We start from the raw sequence: 18,997 nt of genomic DNA, 5'->3' as shown, positions 1-18,997 counted from the left end.
TCAGTCATTGATCAGTATTGGATCGCTGGAAAACGTCGTCAATGCGCTTTATTTTCCCGCACGCATAACTCCAGATTATGTGCTGCTCACGCCGGCGGCGTTGCGGAGAAGCTCCACGAGCATTTGAATCGTCGGCGTGACGGTTCGGCCATGAGGCACCACGACGTAATACGCGTCTTCCAGCGGAAGCGACGCACTCGTGAGACGGACCAGTTCGCCCGACGCGAGATGCTCGTGAAGCAGCCTGCCCCAGCCGAGCGCTATGCCTTGGCCGTAACGTGCCGCCTGAACGGCATCGTTGTACAGGCATGTTCGAAGCCCATACTTGAGCTTCGTCGGCCGCAGGCCCATCGCCCGGAACCATTCTTCCCATGTCAGCCAGCCCTCGGATGTAGGGTCGTACGAGATGAGCGTCAGGTTCGCCAGCTCTTCGAGTGAACCGGGTGCGCCGTATTCGTCCAGCCATGCGGGCGAGCAGACAGGAAACACTTCCTCGTCGAACAGCAAATGCGACGTGCCGTCGCTCCACTTGCCGTTTCCCCAACGCACGGCCGCGTGAAGCTCGTTGTGCCGCAGGTCTGCGGTGAACATCGTCGTGGTCAATCGAAGTCTCAGGTTCGGCTGAAGACGCTTGAGCTTGGCGAGACTCGGCATGAGCCGGAAGTGCGAGAACGCGGCGGTCGTCGCCAGTACGAGCTCTTCTTCCTCGATGCCTGTCGATAAACGATCGAACAGGCCCGCGATCTTTCCCATCGCCTCGGCGACGACCGTGTAGAGCGCCTGGCCTTCGTTCGTCAACGTCGTCGCGCGATGCAGCCGGTCGAGCAGGCGGACGCCCAGCAACTCCTCCAGAAGACGGATTTGCCGGCTGACGGCCGCTTGCGTCACGCCCAGTTCGGCCGCGGCATTCGTGAAACTGCGCAAGCGCGCGACTGCTTCGAATTCGACCAGCGCGGTCAGCGAAGGTATGAGCCGTCGATAACCCTTCGCGCCATCCATAGCTACTTTCATCTTGGTTCAGTGGGGAGATCGATTCATTGCTGCGGAAACGCGCCGCGCAAAAGCACGCGGCGAGTGAACGACATTTACAGCGATGCCTTGATCTTGTCCGCCGCATCGGGCGTCACCCACTTCGTCCAGATATCCGGCTTCTGTTTCAGGAAGTGCTTCGCGGCGTCGTCGCCCGTCGCCTGGTTATCGGTCATCCAGGACATCGCCTGTTGAACATCGGCGGTCGTGAAGGTGCGCGTGTTCAGATACTTCATGACGTCCGGACTCGCTTTGTCGGCGAATGGTTTCGCGACCAGCGTAAGCAGCCGGCTTCCAGGCCATCCCGTCGGTTTCGGGTCGGGACAGCTCGCCACGGTCGTGCAGCGTTTCCATTCAGCCTGATCGATGGGTACGCCCTCTTCGAGCTTCACCATCTTGTACTTGCCGAGGAGCGAAGTGGGAGACCAGTAGACGCCGAGCCAGCCTTGCTTTCTCTCATACGCCTTCGTCAACGATCCGTCGAGGCCTGCTGCCGAACCCGTATCCACGAGACGGAAGCCCGCCTGTTCGGCCTTGAATGCCTTGTATAACTGCGCGGTATTGACCGTTATCCCCCAACCCTGAGGGCCGTTATAAATGGCGCCTTTCTTCGGGTTCTCGGGATCGGGGAAGAGCTCCGGATGCTTCAGCGCATCGGAGATCGTCTTGATCTCGGGATGTGCGTCCGCCAGGTATTTCGGAATGAACCAGCCATAGACCGCGCCTTCCTTGATGACGTTGGCGGCCACCACGATCTTCTTCGAATCGATGCCCTGCTTGGCAATCGCGGGAAGCAGATCGATGGCGCCTTCGGACACGATATCGGGCTGGCTCTTTTCCACCATCGAGGTAATCGTCGGAACCGTGTCGCCGATGACCGAGTTCACCTGACAGCCATAACCTTCGCTGAGAATGTACTTATCAACGGCGGCTTCCAGCTCCGCGCTCTGCCAGTTCATGCTCGCGATCGTCACGTTCCCGCAACGCGCGGCATTGGCTTGCGGACTTCCACACAACATGCCCACAGTGACGAGCACGCCTAGAAATTTCAGGTTCATTGCAGTTCCTCTAAGGTTTGCAGTATTCGATGATGTCGTTCATCCGCGAGAGACTTCCGCCGGGACTTCGGCATGCTTGCGTTCGATGACGCCTGTGCAAACCGCGTCGTCCGCTTCGTCCGGAGTAATCAGCGCGCTTGCGAGCTGGCGCAGATTCACCGTGCCCAACGGCTGATTGCTCTCGCCCACCACGATCAGTTGTTCGATCTCCGGCTCTCGGGTCAGCGCCGAGATCGCATGCTCGATGGTCGTATCGGCCGCGACGTGCTTCCCGACCGCGGCAAGACCTGAGCGCATGGGCGTCATCACGCCGTCCACGGAGACGACGCGTCCGCGATTCACCTGCCTGACGAAGTTGGTTACGTATTCGTCGGCCGGCCGCAGAACGATGTCCTGCTTCGTACCTTGCTGAACCATGCAGCCGTCGCGCAGGATCGCAATCTGATCGCCGAGTCGAAGCGCTTCGTCGAGGTCGTGCGTGATGAATACGATGGTCTTGCGAATCTCCTTCTGAAGATCCAGCAGCACGGTCTGCATATCCATGCGGATGAGCGGGTCCAGTGCCGAATACGCTTCGTCCATCAGAAGAACGGGCGCGTCCATTGCCAGCGCGCGGGCGAGGCCGACGCGTTGCTGCATGCCGCCGGACAACTGATTGGGATAGCGCGTTTCGAAACCCTTGAGACCGACGCGCTCGATCCATCTCATCGCGGTATCGACGCAATCCTTGCGCGCCACACTGCACACTTCGAGACCGTAAATGACGTTGTCCAGCACATTGCGATGCGGCAGCAGCGCGAACTTTTGGAACACCATCGCCGTTTGCCGGCGGCGAAACTCGCGCAGGTCGCGGAACTTCATCTTGCACACATCGACGCCGCCGATCAGCACTTCACCCGCAGTCGGATCGATGAGTCGATTGATGTGCCGGATGAGCGTCGATTTTCCGGACCCCGAAAGACCCATGATGACCTGAATGGAACCTGCGGGAATATCGAGGTTGATATCTCTCAGGCCAAGAACATGACCGGTCTGTTGCAACAAGTCGGTCTTTGACATGCCGCTTTTGACAGCTGCAACGTGTGACGCGGCCTTGGGTCCGAAAATCTTGTAGAGATTCTGGATCTTGATGCCGCCTGCGTTGATGTCAGCCATGAACCACCTCCTGATGCTTTTGGAGCCGCTTGCCATAGGCCTGACTGACCCGGTCGAAAATGACCGCGATGCCCACGATAGCGAGACCGTTGAAGATACCGAGCGTGAAGTACTGGTTTGCGATAGCCTTCAGCACGGGTTGTCCGAGTCCTTGCACGCCGATCATCGCGGCGACCACGACCATCGCGAGCGCCATCATGATGGTCTGATTGACGCCGGCCATGATGGTGGGCAGCGCGAGCGGCAGTTGCACCTTGATGAGCCGTTGCCACTGCGACGAACCGAACGCATCCGCCGCTTCGAGGATGTCGCGATCGACGAGCCGGATGCCGAGGTTGGTCAGGCGAATCATCGGCGGAATCGCATAGATGACCACGGCGATCAGGCCCGGCACGCGGCCGATGCCGAGCAGCATCACCACCGGAATCAGATAGACGAAGCTCGGCATGGTCTGCATGACATCGAGCACGGGGTCCACGATCCGGCGCACGCGATCCGACTTCGCCATGACGATGCCGATGGGCAGTCCGATGAGAATCGAAAGCACGGTGCAGACGAAAATCATCGACACCGTTCGCATCGTGTCCTGCCACATGTCGAGATAGCCGATCAGGGCGAGCGTCACGAAGCAGCCCGCGACGACTTTCCAGTTGCGGCTCGCCGCCCACGCCACGGCGACGACGAGCAGCATGATGACGGGCCACGGTGTTTGCGTCATGAAACGCTCGGCCGCCATCAGGAATTGCTGAAGCGGTTGAAAGAAGCTGTCGACGGCATCGCCATATGCCGAGGTGAAAGCGCGAAAGCCGTCATCGATCGAACGCTTCATGTGCAGAAGCGACTCGTCCTGCATGTGAGGGAATTTGCTTAACCAGTCCATGTGTTCCTCCGTCATTCCTTTGCGCGCCGAAACTCGCTGTCGAATTGCGAACGTAAAGATCCATTGATCATTCCAGTCCCGCAGACCATTCCTTCATGCTGAGATTCGCCGTCGCGCCTATCGTCAGGAAGGGTTGAGGCGGAAGCCGTTTCGGCGCGGCAAAGCCCCGGAACACCTGAACCAGCCATGAATCCATTCCGAGCGCGGCCTCGGCGGCCGCGATGCCCGAAGCCGTCGCTTTCGTCGCACCGACGCCATTGCACGCGATAGCCGCGAAGATGCCGGGCTCGATCTCGCCGAACGCCGGTACGCCGTTCCATGTGAGCGCCATCGCGCCCGCCCATCGGTACTGCATGGGTAACGCTTTCAGCATCGGGAAGCGCGCTTCGAACTTGCGGTCGTGAACGCGCCCGGCGCGTGCGATCGCCGTTTTGCTCACCTGCATGCGCGGGTTATAGGTGTAGCGCGAGCGAATCAGGATGCGATCGCCGTCGTCGCCCCGCACTCTTCGCACCGTCGTTCCCATCGGAAAAGCGGGCGTGGCCGCCCAGGAACGATCACCGCCGAGGAGGGAAGGATCGAATGCTTCGGTCATCGACGCATACGTATAGACATGCAGAAGCTGACCACGGAAAAGACCGAAGCTCTGAGCCTGCCCGTTATTCGCGAGGATGATCTTCGCTGCGTTGATCTCTCCCTTCGGCGTTTTGATTCGCCATGCCACGCCTTGTCGTTCAAAAGAAAGTGCGGGCGTGTTTTCGTAGAGCTTCACCGCGCCGCTGAATGAATCGGCCAGCCCGCGAATATAGGCGGCGGGCTGAATGATGACCGTGCCCGGCGTATAGATAGCCGACGTGAACGAGCTCGTGCCGGTGACGCCCGCGATCTCTCTCCCATCGAGCAGCCGATATGGTTCGCCAACCTTCTCCAGTTGCTTCGCATAGGACACGACATGCTTGTCGCCCTGCGGACCCAATGCGACGTTGTACTTGCCGCACGGATCGAAGATATCCTTGCCCCAGCCCTTCTCTTTCGCGAGTTGCTGTGCGAGCGCGATGGCGATGCGATGCACCTTGATATCGTGCCGCCGTGCGTCGCTATCGGAGCCGCCATAGTCCTCTGATGAAACTTCGTGAGGCAGATCGATGATGAAGCCCGAGTTGCGCCCGGTCGCGCCCTCCGCAATTTCGCCCGCTTCCAAAATGACGACCTTGAGCTTCGGATCTAGTTGCGAAAGACGCCGCGCCGCCGAAAGGCCGGCGAAGCCGCCGCCGATCACGACGATATCGGCTTTCACCGCGCCATCGAGCGATGGACGCGGCGTGCGGCGAGGCAGCATCGTCACCCAGCCGGACTCGCCGAGATGCTGAGGCAGTTTGTTCGCTACGAACATGATGTTTCGCCCGATTCCTTAGACCGCGCTTTCGCGCTCGACAAGTTCGCCCAACGCGCTGCGCAGGACATCGACCTTCTTCGATGAGAGACGAGACAAGGGACGGCGCGGATTGCCTGCGCCATAACCCGTCATTTCCGCCGCCGCATAAACCGACTGAACGTAGTCGCCTTCCCAGATCAGCGACATGGCCGGTTCGAGCAATCGCCAGATCTCGCGCGCGTCATCCCATCGATGTTCCTGAGCGGCGGCGACGAACTGAAGGCATGTCTTCGGTGCAAAGTTGGCGCCGCCCCAGATCAGCCCTTTCACGCCCGCGTACATCGCGTAGGGCACGAGCGCGTCTGCGCCGTTCATCATCGGCAGACCGGTGCGAATCAAGGCCGCCTGCTTCGCGAGATCGCCGCTACTGTCCTTTACCGCGAGGAATTCGGGTATTGCGCAGAGACGGCGCAGTAGCGAAGGCGTGATCTCCACGCCGACGGCTTGCGGCACGTTGTATCCGATGATCGGCAGCCCACCGCGCGCGACGGACGCATAGAACTCGAAGACGCCATCGTCGTCTGTCGGGCCTTCGAAGAACGGTGGCAGCACCATCACGCCGTCGGCGCCGCAGTCGGCGGCATGGCGCGTGCGCTCGACGACATCGTCGACGAGCAAAGCGGACGTCTGCGCGATGATTTTGGCGCGGCCGCCGATCACTTTCGCGCCGAACGCGACGAGCGCCTTCGACTCTTCCTGCGAAAGGTAGACGTGCATGCCCGTGCCCGAGCTCAGCACGAAGCCGCGAATGCCCGCGGCAAGATAACGCTCGATCAGCGCTTCCAGTCGTGCGTGATCCGGTTTGCCGTTCTCATCAAAAGGAGTGCTAATTGCCAGATTGATGCCGGGAAAAAGGAATTCTTTCATGTCTTTACTCTTCGTCCGTGTCGCTATCGTTGAGGTCGAGCCAGATGGTCTTCAGTTGCGTGTATTGATCGTGTGCATGGAGCGAGTTATCGCGCCCGCCGAAACCGGATTGCCTGAATCCGCCGAATGGCGTCGTAATGTCGCCTTCGCCGAACGAGTTCACCGTGACGGTGCCCGCGCGGATGGCTCGCGCCGCGCGCAATGCGCGTTTGCCGTTGCCAGCAAACACGGAAGCGGCGAGGCCGTAGTCGGTGTCGTTGGCGATATCGATGGCCTGTTGGAGGCTGTCGACCGTGATGACCGCGAGCACCGGCCCGAAGATTTCCTCGCGCGCATGCTTCGCATCGTTGCTTTCGACATCGATGATGGTCGGATGAACGTACCGTCCCTCGCTGGTCTGGCCGCCATGCAGCACGTTGATGTCGCCGGACAGATACGACGCGACTTTCTCGTAGTGCTGTCGCGAAACCAGCGGTCCGATCCGGTTCGACGGATCGAGCGGATCACCCACTTTCCATTCGTCGGCGAGCTTCATGATTCTGTCGAGCAGCCGCGCCTTGATGTCGCGATGAACGATGAGCCGCGATATCGCCGAGCAGTTCTCGCCCATGTTCCACAGCGCGCCATTGACGATATGACCGGCCACCGCGTCGAGGTCCGTTGCGTCGGACATCACGATGCACGGGTTCTTGCCGCCCATTTCGAGCACGATTTCCTTGAGATTGCTCTCCGCCGAATACGAGAGAAAGCGGCGTCCGGTGTCGGTCGAGCCGGTGAACGACACCATGTCGATATCCGGATGTCGGCCGATGGGTTCACCGACCGCGGGGCCCGTGCCCGTCACGACATTGAAGACGCCGGGCGGAATGCCTGCTTCGATCGCGAGCTCCGCGACGCGCATCGTCGTCAGCGACGTTTCTTCAGCGGGCTTCACGACGAGCGAACAGCCGGCGGCGAGTGATGGGCCGATCTTCCATGCGAGCATCAGCAACGGGAAGTTCCACGGCAACACGAGGCCCACGACGCCGACCGGCTCGCGCACGATCATCGAAATATGGTTCTCGGACGCGGGCGAGACCTGATCGTAAATCTTGTCGATGGCTTCGGCATGCCAGCGCAGCACGTTGATGGTTTCAGGAACGTCCACTGTCTGACAATCGAAGATGGTCTTGCCCGCATCGAGGCTTTCCATCACTGCGAGTTCGAGCGAGTGCTGTTCGATCAGATCGGCCAGCCGGAGAATGGCCTGCTTGCGCGCGGCGGGATGCAGCTTCGACCAGCGCCCGTCGTTGAACGCGGCGCGCGCGCTCGCAACGGCCGCGTCGACATCTTGCTTCGAGCACGCGGGCACGTCGGCCAGACGTGCGCCCGTTGCGGGATTGAGCGTTGCGAACGTCTCGCCCGACACCGCGCCGCAAGCCTTGCCATCGATGACGGCAAAGCGCGGCAGCTTCAATTCGCGAGCGATGTCCTGATACTGGCTCGTGGACAACAAATCAGTCATATCAATCTCTCATCGATACGGAAGTTAAAAGTCGATCGGCACCGCGACGCCTTCGGGCGCCACATACGAAGCCATGTTGCGTCGCGCCAGATAGACATGCTCGCGCACGATATCGCCGGCTGCATCGGCATCGCGACGCTGAATTGCATCGATGATGTCTTCGTGTTGCTGCATGGCTTCCGCGAGTTCCGCGTCCATGCGCTCGTCGCGTGGCTGATAAAAGGTCTTTCCCAGCCTTGCGTGATCGATCAGCAAACGGCAAAGGCTCGGCAGCAGATAAGGGTTGTGCGCCATCTTCCCGATTGCGAAGTGAAAGTGGTCGTTTTCGAGCACACGCTCATCCACGGCATGGCCTTCGACGGCCGCGCGAAAGCGTTCCTGTATACGTTTGAGTCCATCGATTTCCGCCTGCGTCGCATGCACGGCCGCCAGCTTGGTCGTCGCGACGTAGATCAGCGGCGCGGCAAGAAAGTAATTGCGCAGTGAGTCGTAGTTCATCGACGCGACGCGCGCCGCGCGATTCGCTTCGAGTTCGATATATCCCTCGGCCGCCATCTGCCGCATCAGTTCACGCACTGGCGGGCGCGACAGACCGAACTCCTCGGCCAGCGCCACTTCATCGAGGCTCGCGCCCGGCGCGAGTTCCATGCTCAGAATCCGGTGCCGCAACGCTTGCGCCAGTGTCGCCTTGCGGTCTTGCGACGGGGCTTGTGCATCGTCCCGATCGAGTTCAACGACGTTCGGCTTCATGTCTTCTCCTGTTGACCGAATCCTGTGTCTTCAATTTGTATTCGTCAAGACTTCAATGTGTCTAATCAGGGAATTTCCCGATACGCGCGGCTATCCTGCGGCTAAAAGCGGCGAACGCGCATAACTTAATGTAATGCGGCCGGGAAAATAAAGCCCATTGACGCTGATTTCGGCGGCATCAATACTCAGCGCTCAACAGAGGCAGTCTGAACCTGAAAAGCAATACAAGAAGAGCGAGCGAATAGCTCGACACATCCACAAACGTGCCTGGAGCAAACAGGAATGGCGGACAACGAGCTTCATGCGGTCCAACCGAGTGAGAGAGACAAACTTCTGCACGATGTTCGGGCGTATCGGCTCGCTCGTGTGCAAGAGCAATTGCGCAAGAACGAATGCCCCGCGGTTTTGTTGTACGACCCGGTGAACATTCGCTATGCCACCGACACATCCAACATGCAGGTATGGGCGGGCCGCAATCCCGCGCGCTATGTGATGGTCTTCGCCGATGGCCGCATCGTCGCGTGGGAATTCCACAGCAGCGAGCATGTATGGGACGGCCTGAACCTCGATGTCGAACTGCGCGGCGCGCTCAGTTGGACGTTCTTCAATGCGGGCCACGAAGCGGAGCGCCGCGCGCAAACCTGGGGCGCCGAAATAGTCGATGTATTTCGCAAGCATGCGCCCGATGGCGGCGTGCTCGCCGTCGACCGGCTCGATCCGTTCGGCGCGGCGTATCTGGAAAAGCAAGGCATCACCCTTCTCAATGGCCAGGCGCTGATGGAAACCGCGCGCCTCATCAAGTCTTCGGGCGAACTCGTTCTTATCGGCGAATCGCTGCGCACCGCGGAGAAAGGTATCGAACGCATGCGACGCGAGCTTCGTCCGGGACTCACCGAGAACGACATCTGGGCGCATCTGCATTTCGAAAATATCCGCAATGGCGGCGAGTGGATCGAAACGCGACTGCTTGCTTCGGGCGACCGGACGAATCCGTGGATGCACGAGTGTTCATCGCGTGTGCTGCAAAACGGCGATCTGCTCGCGTTCGACACCGACATGGTCGGACCGAACGGCTATTGCTCCGATATCTCGAGAACATGGCTCGTCGGCGACGGCCGTCCATCGGACGAGCAACGCAAGCTTTATGAATATGCGTACGCACAGGTCCACTACAACATGGATCTTCTGCGCCCGGGCATGACCTTCAAGGAGTATTCGGAGAAGGCGTGGAAGATTCCGGACCAGTTCGTGAAGAACCGGTACTGCTGTCTTGCGCATGGCATCGGCATGGTCGATGAATATCCTTCCATCGCGCATCAGGTCGATTGGGAAAGCTCGGGTTATGACGGACGCTTCGAAGTGGGCATGACGGTGTGCGTCGAAAGTTATATCGGCGCTGAAGGCGGCGCGCAGGGCGTCAAGCTCGAACAGCAGGTCGTGCTCACCGAAAGCGGCTGCATCGCGCTGACCGATTGCAGTTTCGAAAACGACTGGCTGTAAGCGTTATCGCAACACCTGCTTGTCCAATATCGCATTACATCGGGAGACAGAATGTCAGGCAATCGTGGAGTCGTTTATGTAGGTCCCGGAAAGGTCGAAGTGCGCAGCATCGCGTTTCCGGAACTGGTGGACCCTGCCGGCCGCAAGGCCAATCATGGCGTGATACTGAAAGTGGTCGCCACGAATATCTGCGGCTCGGATCAGCATATGGTCCGAGGCAGAACGACCGCGCCCTCGGGACTCGTGCTCGGGCATGAAATCACCGGCGAAGTGATCGAAGTCGGCACCGACGTGACGACGCTGCAAAAGGGTGATCTCGTGTCCGTGCCGTTCAACGTGGCGTGCGGCCGTTGTCCGATGTGCAAGGCGCAGAACACCGGCGTCTGTCTGAACGTGAATCCGGCGCGCGCTGGTGGCGCGTATGGCTATGTCGACATGGGCGGCTGGATCGGAGGTCAGGCCGAATACGTCATGGTGCCGTATGCCGACTTCAATCTGCTGAAATTTCCCGACCGCGATCGTGCGATGGCGAAGATTCGCGATCTCACGTGCCTCTCCGACATTCTGCCGACTGGTTATCACGGCGCGGTGACGGCTGGCGTCGGACCGGGCTCGACCGTTTATATCGCGGGCGCGGGCCCTGTGGGTCTCGCGGCGGCCGCGTCAGCAAGACTGCTCGGCGCGGCCGTCACCATCGTCGGCGACGTGAATCCGACGCGTCTTGAGCACGCCCGCAACGTCGGCTTCGAGACCGTCGATCTTTCCAAGGATGCATCGCTTGCCGAACAGATCGCCGAACTGCTCGGCGAGCCCGAAGTCGATTGCGCGATCGATTGCGTCGGCTTCGAAGCGCGCGGTCATGGTCACTCGGGCTCGCAGGCCGAAGCGCCGGCCACCGTGCTCAACTCGCTGATGGAAGTCACGCGGGCCGCAGGCAAGATCGGCATTCCGGGCCTCTATGTGACCGATGATCCCGGCGCCACCGATGCGGCCGCGAAACACGGCAGTCTCTCGGTGCGTTTCGGCCTTGGCTGGGCGAAGTCGCATTCGTTCTTCACCGGACAAACGCCCGTGATGAAGTACAACCGGAATCTGATGCAAGCCATTCTCTGGGACCGGCTGAATATTGCTGAAGTGGTCAACGTGACGGTCATCAAACTCGATCACGCGCCCGGCGGCTACGCCGAATTCGATTCGGGCGTGCCGAAGAAATTCGTCATCGATCCGCATGGCAGCTTGCTGGCGGCTGCCTGACATACGCGCCTGGTTCGGCAATGAAAGCGCCCGCATTCGATGCGGGCGCTTTCGCTTTAGCGATGATCGCTAAAATGGCGAGATGTCGAATGCACCTCTCCCACACGCGCGGCAAGAGTCTGAATTGCCGCTTCATACACCGAGCACCGCGTCACTCGCCGTCGCTGCCGCCATCGCGATGATCGCGTGGCTCGCGTTCGCCGCGCAAACGGATATCACCGTCGCGCGCCTCGTCAATCGCGGCTACACCGTGTTCGATGGCCTCGCGCGCATGAGCAGCTATCTGACGAACGTGACGGTGCTGCTCACGGCGTTCTGTTTCACCTGCGTCGCGACGCGCGCGCAATTCCCGCTCGCGCGCTTCTTTCGCAAGCCGACCGTCATAACCGCGGTAGTCGTCTATATCGTGTTCGTCGGGATCGCCTATAACGCATTGCTGCGCTATCTGTGGACGCCGTCGGGTTATCGAGCGCTGGTCAATGAATCGCTGCATACGGTCGTGCCCGCGCTTGCCGCGTTGTACTGGTTCCTTTTCGTGCCGCGCTTTCATCTGTCATGGCGGCGATGCGCATTCTGGCTCGTCTATCCGCTCACTTATCTTTCCATCACGCTATGGCGCGGCAGGCTGTCCGACTTCTATCCCTATCCGTTCATCAACGTTACGGAACTGGGTTATGAGCGCGTGCTCGTCAATGCCGCAATGCTCGTCATTGCATTTGTCGTGTTGATGAGCGTGTTTCTCGTGATCAATCATCGACGCGAGGATTTGAGCGTCGCCGATCCGGAGGTCGAATCGCGCGATTCTTCGTCCGGACGCATCGACTAGGCCTTTACGCGCTCGCGATTCACGACGAGATCCGCGATAAAGGCGGCCGCGAGCGCGCACGCGCCGCACGCGAAGATCAACGCGTAATTGTTATGCGTGTGCGAGAACAGAAACGAATAGCCGTATCCCGCAAGCGCCTGACATAGCGCGAACGCCGACGTCGCCCGACTCCATGCGGCGCGCTGCCCGGTGTGATCGTGCGGGAGCAGCTCATGCACGCGCCCGAGCGCAAGCGGGACGATGCCCGTCGTCGAGACGCCGAGCGCGACCGTCGCGACGGCGATCGCATACGGATTCGCCGATAGCGCCAGCAGCGCCGCCGCGCATGCCTGCAACAGCAGTGCGAAGCGGTACGCCATGCCGAAGCCGATGCGATCGCCAGCGTTGCCGCAGATGAGCGGCCCGAAGATCGCCGCGACCCCATACAGCACCCAGTAGCTCGCGCCCACGGCCGCGCCACGCCCATAGCCGCGCGCGATGCAATCGACGAGCAGGATCATCACGGGCACGAGGCCGAGCGCATTCGCCGCGTATTGCGCATAGAGAAGGCGTAGCCGCATGCCGTGATGCGCGCCCGCGTGCGCCGACGCGTGTTGCGGGGCCGCAGCGGGAGGATGCGACGCGGGCCAGCCGAACCACGACATCGCCGTGAGCACGAGCGAGAACACGCCGAGACCCATCCACGTAGTGTGCAAGCCGTAATGCATGAGCTTCGGAATCAGCGTGCCCGATGCCGCAATGCCGAAGCCCAACCCGAGAAAGATCATGCCGCTCGCGAAGCCCCGCCGCGCGGGTGGGATATGCGGCAGGATCGTCGTCGCGACGAGCACCATGATCGCGCCGCCCGAAAGCCCCGACAGAAAGCGCCACGCGAAGAACCATGCTATCGACAAGGGAAACGCACAGGCGAAGAATGCAGCCGTCGCCATCGCCATGAGAAGGCGCAGTGCGTGGCGGTTCGTGAGCGCGTTGGCGATGGAGCGCCCGAAGAGCGCACCCGCGAAATAGCCTGCGAAATTCGCCGCGCCGAGCGTCACCGCTTGCGACGACGTGAACCAGTGCGCTTCGATGAGCGGCGGAATGAGCGGCGTATAAGCAAAGCGCGCGAGACCTATCGCAACGAGGCTCGCGCAAAAGCCCGCGAGCATGGCGAAGATCGTGCGGGCATCGAGTGAAGCGTGCTGATCGGCGCGTGTGGCCGATATCGTTTGATCCGACATGATGAAAGCTCCCGCGGCCGTGCGCAGCAGCACGCGGCCGGACGACGTGACGTGAAGGGTGTGAAGGACTTAGCGTTTGCCGGCGCTCAGCCCGAGAGCGGCGGAAGTTTCAGCATGGCAAGCGTGGGTGCAACCGCGCCGGTCAGCAACGCGGGCTTCGGATCGACGCGCGCGAGCACGCGCACGCCCAGAAGCACGGCGAGAAGACTGGTCGCAGCGGCCTCGGCGGGCATCACGCGCTCGATGTCGCCGCTTTTCAGGCCGGCTTTCATGCAGCGCTCGAAGAACGCGCGCATCAGCGACACTTCCTCGGCGATGAGCCCCCGGAATTCTTCGTCTTCCGGCGATGCGCCAAGCGCCGCGTTCACCAGCATGCAGCCGCGCCGATGCTCGTCGGACACCGAGCGCTCGACGATCTCGCGAAAGAACGCGGTGATTGCGCGAGACGGCATCATCGACGATTCGAGCCGCTGTATGCGCTCGCGCAATGTGTTCTCGAGATAGTGATCGAGTGCGCGCAGAAAGAGCGCACGCTTGTCGCCGAAAGCGTTATAGAGGCTCGGCTGTGTGAGGCCCGTGCATTGCACGAGATCGCGTGTGGACGTGCCGTCGTAGCCGTGCATCCAGAATGCGTCGGCAACGGCGTCCAGCACGCTGTATTCGTCGAAATTGCGCGGTCGCGCCATGATCGAACTCCATCGATAGTGTGCGCCGACGTTCTATATCGGCTGATACAAAACGTATTCTATATCGATGGATACAAAACCGCACGGCATCTCCCTTCGACGATGCGGGTTTTGTGCTTTCGGGGAGGCGCGGGCATCCCCGAAGGCGTGGAAAGCGGTCAGGCGTCTTTCGTATCGAACATCAGCAGTTCGACGCCCGCTTGCGCGAAGTTGGCGAGATCGGCGGCGGTCTTCTGTCCTTCGGGCGAACCGAGCGCCGTCTGGATCGCTTCGAGCGAATCGAATTCCAGCAGCGCGACGAGGTGATACGGCGAATCGCCCGACGCCGCAGCCACAGGCCCCGTGCTGATCTCATAGCGCCGCAGGCCCGGCAGCGTCTTCGCGAGCGGTACATGCGTCGACGCGTAGTAATCGTCGAATGCCTTCGTGTCGGGCGGATTTTTGTATAGCGCTACGATCTGGGCCATCGTGGTGTCTCCTGGTGGTTGTACGGCGTTTAGAAGGATCGTTCGTCAACACGTCACTGCTTTTCCAGTTGCAGATAGATGCGCTGCACGTTCTGCGGCTGCGCGATCGCATAAAGCTTGTAATTTCTGAATGCGGGCACCTGAACGGTGTGCATCGCTTCCGTGAGGCCGATGCCTTTCTCATAAGCGCGCTTCACCGACGCATCCAGCTCGCGCAGATAGACGCCCGTCTGCATGATGCCGTCGCCGTGCAGCGGTGCGCCGAAACCGGGCACCACCGTTTTCAGGTCGAGCGCGCGAAGATGTTCCAGCGCAGCGAGCCAGCCGGGAATCTGCTCGTTGCGCAGTTCGGGAATGCGTCCGTTCGATACGAGTCCGCCCGCAAAGAGCACGCCGGTTTGCGTATCGAGCACGGCGAGATCGCCTGGCGTGCTTGCCGGTCCGAAGTACAGCAATTGCAGCTTGCGTCCGCCGCTCTCGATCTCCGTGGTGCCGTCCACTGTTTCATCGGGCACGGTCACGCGCGAGCCGGCCATTTCATCTTCGCCGAGCGTCTTGCGCAAATTCGCGAGGCAGATCGAACAGCGCTCGCGGATCAGTTGCGCGGCGCGCGCGTGGGCGAGGATCGGCACGCCGTCGTCGCGAAACGCGGCGGCGCCGAACACGAACTCGGGCGCCTGATGCGTGATGATGACGCGCTTTACCGGCAAGGGCGTGATCTTGCGGATCGCTTCGATCATCGCGCGGCCGTAGCGATAGGACGATCCGCTGTCGATCACCGTCACGCCATCCGGCCCGACGACGAAGCCATTGTTCGCGACGATGCCGTGATTCTTCGGTGCGACCGCATCGTTATCGCCGATGAACACATACACGCCCGGCGCGATCGCGACAGGCGCGGGCATGCCGCTCATCGCCGCATGCGCGAGTCCGCCTATCGCGAGAATCAGCGCACAGAAAAGCAGTCGCAGACAGCGCCGCGTCATTTCATCGCCGACGTTTGCCCGCCGCCCGGCTGGGCACTGACCGCCACCGCGCCGCCCCACTGCTTGTTCTTCGTGTCCTCGACATGCGCCTTCAGCTCACCGTTTGCGCCCGGCACGAAATAGAAGCGGAAATTCGGGTTCTCGCTGATCGAGAAATTGACGTTCGCGGTCATCACCGGCTTGCCGTCATACGTAACCGATACCTTGCGAATGAAGTACGCCGTCGCGTAGTTACGCGTGACCTGATTCATCGCCATGCCGGTGCGATTCGGATGACGCACCATCAATTGCGCGAGTTCGGGCTTGCCCGCGACCGCCTTCCCTTCGGCCTGAAGCTTGACCTGACCCGCCGCGCGTTCGGCTGCATCCTCGTCCTTGTCGGCGGGCGCGGAACAGCCACCCGACGCCTTCACGAAGCGAGTCGCGCTATAGAGCTTGCCGTCATTGGTTTCCGCGATTACGCGCATGAACGTGTAGTCTTCGACGCGCACGCGCGTTTCGATCGTCGCGAGTCCCGACTCCGGCGTGAACTCGAACGAGCCCGCATAAGGCTCGGGATTTTCATCGATGAAGAGATAGATCTTTTTGATGTAATGCGCGGGCGTCTGCGGAAATTGCGCATTGATGGCGATCGGCACGACGGCGGCATCCGCTGCGCGCGCGGGCGCATCGAACTTGATGACCGCATCGCCTTGCGTGTCGATGGCGCGGCCCTTGAACGTGCCTTCCTTGAAGTCGAGCCAGCGCGCCACCTTGTCGGGATCGTCCTCGGGATGCGCCGCCTGCGCGACATGAGGCGCGAGCGCCGCGGCCGTGAGGCACGCGATCGTCGTCACGCGAACGCCGGACCATGCTGTCTTCATGATGCCCTCCGATGCTGCGCTACTGCTCCCACTCGAGTTCCGCATAAGCGGCCGTCACGTTGCGACGGTGATAGATGTCGTACAGGAGCCACTTGTCCTTCTCGTCGAGGCCGATGTTATCGACGGCCTGCCGGATGGTCTCGCCCTTCTTGATGGCCGCACGCACATCGCGCGCCAGATTGGCGAGATAACGTTCCTCGGCATCGAGCGATTGCGGCCAGGGCGGATCGAGCGGACCGTGCCCCGGCACGACATGACGCGGATTCATCTGCCGAATGCGTGCGATGTCGTCGAGCCAGCCGACCACGCTGCCATCGACGACAGGAATGCAGCCTGCGAATAAAAGATCGCCCGTCCATAACGTGCCGCTCTTCTCATCGTATACCGTCAAATCGTTGTTGGTATGCGCGGTTTTCCATGTGCGCAGCGTGAGCGTGCGTCCGCCCAGATGGATGCTGCCGCTGCCGTCGATCGTCATGGTCGGCGGAACGATCTCGCTGCCTGCGGCCACATCGCCCAATTCGCGCTTCAGCGCGCGCATGTAGTTATCCGCGCGCGCCGCTTCCGCCTGCGCAAGCGCCTTGCTGCCGACGAATCGAGGATGATCGTCCTTGAATGCTGCATTGCCGAAGATATGATCCGGATGCATGTGCGTGTTGATGACATAGCAAACCGGCAACGCTGTGACCGCGCGTATTGCGGCGCGCAACGCGCGGCCTTCGGCGAGCGTGCCGCCCGTATCGATCACCGCGACGCAACGCGTGCCGACGATGAAGCCCACATTCGCGATATCGCCGCCGTTCTCGCGCGTCGCGACGTCATCGTGACCGCGATGCGCGTAATTGCCCGGCGCGACTTGCGTCATCGAAAGCGCGGTCTCGCCACACGCGATGGCCGCGCATGCAAACAGTATGACGAACGCCGCAAGACGCCACGCCGGGGCGGCGGTCATCGGCCGCTGCCTGCTTCGGCGAGCCGCCTGGGTCTGCGCAGTCCGAACGGCGCGTACTCGCGTTCGAGGAATGGCTCGGCGTTTTCGAGAAGGAAACGTCGAAATGCGAGACACGTTGGCGAGAGTTGTTTCGAGCGCGAATGCACGAGTTGCCAGGTTCGCTCGACGGGCGTGCCGTTCACGTCGAGCACGGCGATTTCGCCGGTGCGCAATTCGAGCGAAAGCGTGTGCAGCGAAATGAGGCTGACGCCCATGCCTGCCATGACCGCTTGCTTGATCGTTTCGTTGCTGCCGAGCGTGACACTGCGCGCGGGCACGAAGAGGTTTTGCCGAAAGACATGTTCCGCGACGGCGCGCGTGCCGGAACCTGGCTCGCGCAGGAGGAATGTATCGCTGGCGAGTTCCTGCAGATCGAAGCCTCGCGCGTGACGCAATGGATGCGACAGCGGCGCGACGATCACATGCGGATGATAGGCAAGCGGCTCGGCCGTCGTGCCGAGTTCGGGCGGCGGCCGGCCCATGATGGCGAGATCGGTTGCGTTGTCTTGAAGTAATCGCAGGAGCGTCTCGCGATTGCCGACGGAGAAATGCACATCGACTTTCGGGAACTGTTGCGAGTAGAGCGCGAGGAGTTTTGGCGCGAAGTACGTCGCCGAGCTGACGATGCTTACGGCTATCGAGCCGCTGTCGGCTTGTGTGAGGGACATCATCGCGTCTTCGGCGTCTTTGATTTCGCCGAGTATGCGGCTTGCGTGGTGCGATAGGCGTTCGCCGGCTTCTGTCAGCGCGAGACGTCGCGCTACACGTTCGAAAAGTGGAAGGCCTATTGCGTCTTCCAACTGGCGAATTTGCATCGATACCGCTGGTTGCGTCAGGTGAAGTTCCTCGGCCGCGCGGGCAAAGCTCGGACAGCGGCTCGCTATCACGAAGATTTGTAGCTGGCGCAGGGTCAGGGAACGGATGAAATTCACGGGTGTTTGCTGTGGGGTTTGGTTGGTTCGCCTGGGCTTCTATGGAATCCTGATTTCATGTCGGTCTGTTGGCACCGCCCCTCCCCGGGGCGGGGGTAACTTTCTTTGCTGCTGCAAAGAAAGTCACCAAAGAAAGCAGCTTTCCCCAGCCTAAGCACTTCACGCCGGCCGCGGCACAGGCGATCGACCTAATGGCCCCCAGAGTAGCGAGTGCCCTCGAAGGCCTTACCGGGCTTGGATCGCGCACGGTCTGTCACCTCGCACCGCATAGCACACTGGTTCAGCACCATTCAGCTCCAGCCCGCTTCGCGGCCGACCGGTCAATCGGGTTTGCGGGTGCCCGCGTATTTGCTACGCTCACCGTTGGTTTCACATGCAGACCCCGCGGCAGCGCGTAGCGCTGTGCCGGAACTCTTTCGTGCTGAACCAGCGCCCTAGACGTTCTGGCTTGTCAGACCGTGCGCGGTCCACGCCCGGCTCAAAAACGGGATCACTCGCTACTCCGGGTTCCATTCACCCAATCGCCTGTGCCGCGGCCGGTATGAAGTGCTTAGGCTGGGAGAAGCTGCTTTCTTTGGTTACTTGTATATTGCC

Annotated in this window: 18 protein-coding genes; 3 read left to right on the top strand and 15 right to left on the bottom strand. The window is 61.0% G+C overall.

Annotated elements, in window-relative coordinates:
* Positions 1 to 75: 75 nt before the first annotated feature.
* The 8 genes from AWB74_RS23375 to AWB74_RS23340 form a co-directional block, all read right to left on the bottom strand.
* Entirely contained in the window at positions 76 to 1,011 is a 936-nt protein-coding gene (locus AWB74_RS23375) for a LysR substrate-binding domain-containing protein (RefSeq protein ID WP_061149091.1), read from the bottom strand.
* A 74-nt stretch (positions 1,012 to 1,085) separates the two neighbouring features.
* Entirely contained in the window at positions 1,086 to 2,087 is a 1,002-nt protein-coding gene (locus tag AWB74_RS23370; protein WP_061149090.1) for a glycine betaine ABC transporter substrate-binding protein, read from the bottom strand.
* A 39-nt stretch (positions 2,088 to 2,126) separates the two neighbouring features.
* Complete coding sequence (locus AWB74_RS23365) at positions 2,127 to 3,242, bottom strand: quaternary amine ABC transporter ATP-binding protein (protein ID WP_061149089.1); 1,116 nt, start codon at positions 3,240 to 3,242, stop codon at positions 2,127 to 2,129.
* Positions 3,235 to 4,122, bottom strand: coding sequence for an ABC transporter permease (locus AWB74_RS23360; protein ID WP_061149150.1), 888 nt, complete (start codon positions 4,120 to 4,122; stop codon positions 3,235 to 3,237). The genes AWB74_RS23365 and AWB74_RS23360 overlap by 8 nt, the downstream gene beginning before the upstream one ends.
* Before the next feature lie 67 nt (positions 4,123 to 4,189).
* On the bottom strand, positions 4,190 to 5,515 hold the full coding sequence (locus AWB74_RS23355; protein WP_061149088.1) for an NAD(P)/FAD-dependent oxidoreductase: 1,326 nt from the start codon (positions 5,513 to 5,515) through the stop codon (positions 4,190 to 4,192).
* 18 nt (positions 5,516 to 5,533) lie between these two features.
* On the bottom strand, positions 5,534 to 6,424 hold the full coding sequence (locus AWB74_RS23350; protein WP_061149087.1) for a dihydrodipicolinate synthase family protein: 891 nt from the start codon (positions 6,422 to 6,424) through the stop codon (positions 5,534 to 5,536).
* A gap of 4 nt (positions 6,425 to 6,428) precedes the next feature.
* Positions 6,429 to 7,928, bottom strand: coding sequence for an aldehyde dehydrogenase (locus AWB74_RS23345; protein WP_061149086.1), 1,500 nt, complete (start codon positions 7,926 to 7,928; stop codon positions 6,429 to 6,431).
* Between the two features lie 24 nt (positions 7,929 to 7,952).
* Positions 7,953 to 8,678, bottom strand: coding sequence for a GntR family transcriptional regulator (locus tag AWB74_RS23340; RefSeq protein WP_061149085.1), 726 nt, complete (start codon positions 8,676 to 8,678; stop codon positions 7,953 to 7,955).
* A 282-nt stretch (positions 8,679 to 8,960) separates the two neighbouring features.
* Here AWB74_RS23340 and AWB74_RS23335 point away from each other — a divergent pair, with 282 nt between their 5' ends.
* The 3 genes from AWB74_RS23335 (at position 8,961) to AWB74_RS23325 (ending at position 12,258) form a co-directional block, all read left to right on the top strand.
* Complete coding sequence (locus tag AWB74_RS23335) at positions 8,961 to 10,178, top strand: M24 family metallopeptidase (protein ID WP_061149084.1); 1,218 nt, start codon at positions 8,961 to 8,963, stop codon at positions 10,176 to 10,178.
* A 51-nt stretch (positions 10,179 to 10,229) separates the two neighbouring features.
* Complete coding sequence (fdhA, locus tag AWB74_RS23330; protein WP_061149083.1) at positions 10,230 to 11,432, top strand: formaldehyde dehydrogenase, glutathione-independent; 1,203 nt, start codon at positions 10,230 to 10,232, stop codon at positions 11,430 to 11,432.
* 82 nt (positions 11,433 to 11,514) lie between these two features.
* A complete protein-coding gene (locus AWB74_RS23325; protein WP_061149082.1) occupies positions 11,515 to 12,258 on the top strand; it encodes a Pr6Pr family membrane protein in 744 nt (247 codons plus the stop codon).
* Here AWB74_RS23325 and AWB74_RS23320 read toward each other — a convergent pair.
* From AWB74_RS23320 to AWB74_RS23290, 7 genes are all read right to left on the bottom strand, one after another.
* Positions 12,255 to 13,478 carry a YbfB/YjiJ family MFS transporter gene (locus AWB74_RS23320; protein ID WP_061149149.1) on the bottom strand — a complete coding sequence of 408 codons (1,224 nt, stop codon included), beginning with the start codon at positions 13,476 to 13,478 and terminating at the stop codon, positions 12,255 to 12,257. The two genes, AWB74_RS23325 and AWB74_RS23320, sit on opposite strands and share 4 nt — an antisense overlap.
* 86 nt (positions 13,479 to 13,564) lie before the next feature.
* Positions 13,565 to 14,164, bottom strand: a complete 600-nt coding sequence (locus tag AWB74_RS23315; protein ID WP_143749301.1) for a TetR/AcrR family transcriptional regulator — start codon at positions 14,162 to 14,164, stop codon at positions 13,565 to 13,567.
* A 158-nt stretch (positions 14,165 to 14,322) separates the two neighbouring features.
* The gene (locus tag AWB74_RS23310) at positions 14,323 to 14,631 is read right to left on the bottom strand and encodes an EthD family reductase (protein ID WP_061149081.1); all 309 of its coding nucleotides are present in this window, start codon (positions 14,629 to 14,631) and stop codon (positions 14,323 to 14,325) included.
* Positions 14,632 to 14,684: 53 nt separating this feature from the next.
* The gene (locus AWB74_RS23305) at positions 14,685 to 15,617 is read right to left on the bottom strand and encodes an MBL fold metallo-hydrolase (RefSeq protein ID WP_061149080.1); all 933 of its coding nucleotides are present in this window, start codon (positions 15,615 to 15,617) and stop codon (positions 14,685 to 14,687) included.
* Positions 15,614 to 16,480, bottom strand: a complete 867-nt coding sequence (locus AWB74_RS23300; RefSeq protein ID WP_061149079.1) for a quinoprotein dehydrogenase-associated SoxYZ-like carrier — start codon at positions 16,478 to 16,480, stop codon at positions 15,614 to 15,616. Before AWB74_RS23300 ends, AWB74_RS23305 begins: the two co-directional genes overlap by 4 nt.
* A gap of 19 nt (positions 16,481 to 16,499) precedes the next feature.
* Entirely contained in the window at positions 16,500 to 17,432 is a 933-nt protein-coding gene (locus AWB74_RS23295; protein ID WP_061149078.1) for a quinoprotein relay system zinc metallohydrolase 2, read from the bottom strand.
* On the bottom strand, positions 17,429 to 18,403 hold the full coding sequence (locus AWB74_RS23290; RefSeq protein ID WP_061149077.1) for a LysR family transcriptional regulator: 975 nt from the start codon (positions 18,401 to 18,403) through the stop codon (positions 17,429 to 17,431). The genes AWB74_RS23295 and AWB74_RS23290 overlap by 4 nt, the downstream gene beginning before the upstream one ends.
* Positions 18,404 to 18,997 lie beyond the last annotated feature (594 nt).

Origin of the sequence: Caballeronia arvi (assembly GCF_001544695.2) — a bacterium.
GTDB classification, from domain to species: Bacteria; Pseudomonadota; Gammaproteobacteria; order Burkholderiales; family Burkholderiaceae; genus Caballeronia; species Caballeronia arvi.
Note: the sequence above shows the minus strand (reverse complement) of the source record. Positions and strands in the feature narration are given on the sequence as shown.